The following is a 3,486-nucleotide window of genomic DNA, read 5'->3' as shown; positions in this document are numbered from 1 at the left end:
CATCCGATGCCGCCCGCCTGATCCGGTCATCGTCCCGGGGCTGGTCAACATCACCGAGGTAGATGTTCTCCGCGGCGGTGGCGAACTCATATTTGAGGAATTCCTGGCTCAGCACGGCCAGGTGCCGGTGCCAGCTGGTGACGTCAATCCCGGCGAGGTCAACGCCGTCGAGCAGGACCTGGCCTGAATCGGGCCGGTACAGCCCTGCCAGGATACGGATCAGCGTTGACTTACCGGCGCCGTTCTCTCCCACAATGGCGATGTGCTGCCCCGCCCTGATGGTCATGGAAATGCCCTTGATGACCTCAATGTCGCTGCCCGTGTAACTGAAGCGGATGTCCCGCAGCTCCACGACGGCGGGCGAGGACGCCAGGGGTTGTTCGCTGCCGCTGGGAACAGGCAGGGCCATGAAAAGCTCGTAATCCTTGAGGTTGGCAAGGTCCTCGTCAATGGAGCTCAAGGAGGATACGAGGTTGTTGGCCGTAGACAGGGCCCGGCTGACGATTTGCTGAACGTAGAGGAACTGGCCTACCGGCTGGGCCCTGGCGATGATCTGCCCCACCACCCAGATCAGGGACACTACCTCGGCGCCGTATTGGAGCGAATCCGCAGCCAGCTGCTTGGGAATGTAGCGTTTCTGGAAGTCCAGGCGCCGCCGTTCGTCTGCATCCCGGAGCCGTGACCGGAGGTCCATGAGATACCCCACGATTCCGTACAGCCGCATTTCGGCGATGTGCTGGGGCCGCAGCAGGTTCTGCTCAATCATCCGGCGTTGGCGCCGTGAATCCACTTGGGTGTTCCAGTGGGCGATCTGCTCGCGCGACAGTTTGAACTGCAGGTACACGCTGGGCACGATCGCTACCAGGACAATGACGGCGATCCACCAGCTCACCAGGACCAAGGCACCGATGGCGAGGATCACGGACACCAGCTGGGTGAAGATTGCGGCGATCCTGTCCAGCACCCGCGCGTAGGAATCGGAGAACCTCTTGGCGCGGTCGTAAAGATCCACCGTTTCCTTGTCGTCATAGCGCCAGAACTCGAGGGCCAGGAACCGCTGGTACATCATGTCGCCCACGATCGCGCCCACTTTGAAGCTCATGAGCTGCTGGATGTAGCGGTCCACGCTGCTGAAGGCACCCCAGAACAAGCCCAGCGCAGCGGTGATGATGACGTACAGGATGGCCTGCGGACCGGCGTCGGGATCCCCTGCGTAGCCGGCCGCCAGGGCGGTGGTGGTGAGCGCGGCGAAATAGGTGGTGACCAGCGGCAGCGTGGCAGAGATCAGGGAACCGAGCACCTTCATGATCACCGCGACGGGTGAGGCTTTGAAGCTCACCTTCAGGACTTGCCCGACGGCGCGCGCGTACGGACGCAGCGCCAGCTTGCGGGGCGGCGTCTTGCCCGGATTCAGACGAACCGACTCCGGATGCCGCGGTTGCGCGGGCCTTTCAGACATGTGCCCAGCCTATTCTTAGGGACCGACAAATATGCCGGGTCCGGTTAAACAACGGTTCCCCGCGGAGATGACTCCACGGGGAACAGTCGGGGATAAATCAGCGGGAGCCGTAGTTGGGCGCTTCCACCGTCATCTGGATGTCGTGGGGGTGCGACTCCTTCAGCCCGGCAGGAGTGATACGGACGAACTTGCCGCGTGCTTTCAGCTCCGGGATGGTGGGTGCCCCGGTGTAGAACATGGTCTGGCGGAGGCCGCCCACCAGCTGGTAAGCCACCGAAGCCAGCGGTCCGCGGAAGGCCACACGGCCTTCGATGCCCTCGGGGATGAGCTTGTCATCGCCGGAGACATCGGCCTGGAAGTAACGGTCCTTGGAGTAGGACGTGTTCTTTCCACGGGACTGCATGGCGCCCAGGGAGCCCATGCCGCGGTAGCTCTTGAACTGCTTGCCGTTGACGAAGATGAGTTCGCCCGGGGACTCCTCACAGCCGGCAAGGAGGGATCCAAGCATTACGGTATCTGCGCCGGCAACCAATGCCTTGCCGATGTCGCCCGAGTACTGCAGGCCGCCGTCGGCGATCAGCGGAACGCCGGCCGGGATCGCAGCCTTGGCGGACTCGTAAATTGCGGTGATCTGCGGGACACCGACGCCGGCAACCACGCGGGTGGTGCAGATGGAGCCCGGGCCAACGCCAACCTTGATGCCATCGGCACCGGCGTCGATCAGCGCCTGTGCACCTTCGCGGGTGGCAGCCTGACCGCCGATGATGTCCACGTGCGCGGCAATGGGATCAGACTTCAGCCGGCGGATCATGTCCAGCACACCTTGGGAGTGGCCGTTGGCGGTGTCCACGAACAACGCGTCAACGCCGGCGTCGATCAGCTTCATGGCACGCTCCCAACCGTCGCCGAAGAAGCCTATGGCGGCACCTACGCGCAGGCGGCCTTCGTCGTCCTTGGTGGCCAGCGGGTACTGCTCTGCCTTGGTGAAGTCCTTGGTGGTGATGAGGCCCTTGAGGCGGCCCTGCTCATCGACCAGCGGGAGCTTCTCGATCTTGTTGGTAGCAAGCTTGTGCGAGGCTTCCTCGCGGCTGATGCCCACGTGCCCGGTGATGAGTGGCATCTTGGTCATGGCATCGCTGACACTGCGCAGCGGGAATTCCGATTCCGGAATGAAGCGGGTGTCGCGGTTGGTGACGATGCCCAGCAAGCGTCCGTCATTGTCCACCACGGGGAGGCCGGATACGCGGTACCGGGAACACAGCTCATCGAGTTCCTGCAGGGTGGCCTGCGGGCCGATGGTCAACGGGTTGGTGATCATTCCGGATTCGCTGCGCTTGACGCGGTCCACGTGTTCGGCCTGGTCATCGATGGACAGGTTGCGGTGAACAACGCCCAGACCACCCTGGCGGGCCATGGCGATGGCCATGCGGGACTCTGTCACCGTGTCCATGGCCGCAGACAGCAGCGGGGTCTGGACCGAAATGCGCTTGGAGATGCGGGAGGATGTGTCGGCGTCGGACGGGATGACGTCGGTGTGGCCCGGGAGCAACAGGACGTCGTCGTACGTCAGGCCAACAAAGCCAAAGGGATCGTGATCGGGCTGGGTCATGAGTGTGCGCCTCTTACCTGGGTTCCGGGGGCTTAACTGGTAGGGGTTGCAACTGATGACCAGCCCGTCATTACGGGACTGGCCTGTGCATAAGGTACCTGTGCAGAAATTACCTGCGCAGAAGGTGTTGCATAAATACTAGAACCTCGGCGCCAATCACCATATTCCGCGAAGCCCGAGTGTGAGCAACGGCACTGGACTTAGCTGCCGGACCAGCCGGTAGCAGCCAGGAGCCGCTCCTCGAACATGGGGATCATGCTCTGCACGTAAGTCTTGGTGAGATGGTTGTCGTCCTTGTACACGTACACGTTGCCCACCACCGCCGGACACGTACCCTGTTCGCAGATGAAGTCGCTCATATCCATCAGGTAGAGCCGTTCCACCTTGCCCACGTAGTCGTCCAAAGGCGACGACGCCG

At 62.6% G+C, this 3,486-nt stretch carries 3 protein-coding genes; all 3 read right to left on the bottom strand.

The window, feature by feature from the left end; genetic code table 11:
• Window positions 1–1,459, bottom strand: a 1,459-nt coding sequence (locus HP499_RS22270; RefSeq protein ID WP_172326273.1) for an ABC transporter ATP-binding protein, incomplete at its 3' end; no start/stop codon positions are given.
• Between the two features lie 97 nt (window positions 1,460–1,556).
• Complete coding sequence (gene guaB / locus HP499_RS22265; protein WP_172326272.1) at window positions 1,557–3,068, bottom strand: IMP dehydrogenase; 1,512 nt, start codon at window positions 3,066–3,068, stop codon at window positions 1,557–1,559.
• A 200-nt stretch (window positions 3,069–3,268) separates the two neighbouring features.
• A partial coding sequence (locus HP499_RS22260) for an SGNH hydrolase domain-containing protein (protein ID WP_305849761.1) occupies window positions 3,269–3,486 on the bottom strand: 218 nt, incomplete at its 5' end.

It is taken from the genome of Paenarthrobacter sp. CM16 (genome assembly GCF_013179505.1).
Lineage (GTDB): Bacteria > Actinomycetota > Actinomycetes > Actinomycetales > Micrococcaceae > Arthrobacter.
This window is presented reverse-complemented; position numbering and strand designations above follow the sequence as displayed.

Excerpts from the sequence above, each read along its gene's own strand:
- guaB (WP_172326272.1), bottom strand. The coding sequence starts at position 3,068 with ATGACCCAGCCCGATCACGATCCCTTTGGCTTTGTTGGCCTGACGTAC.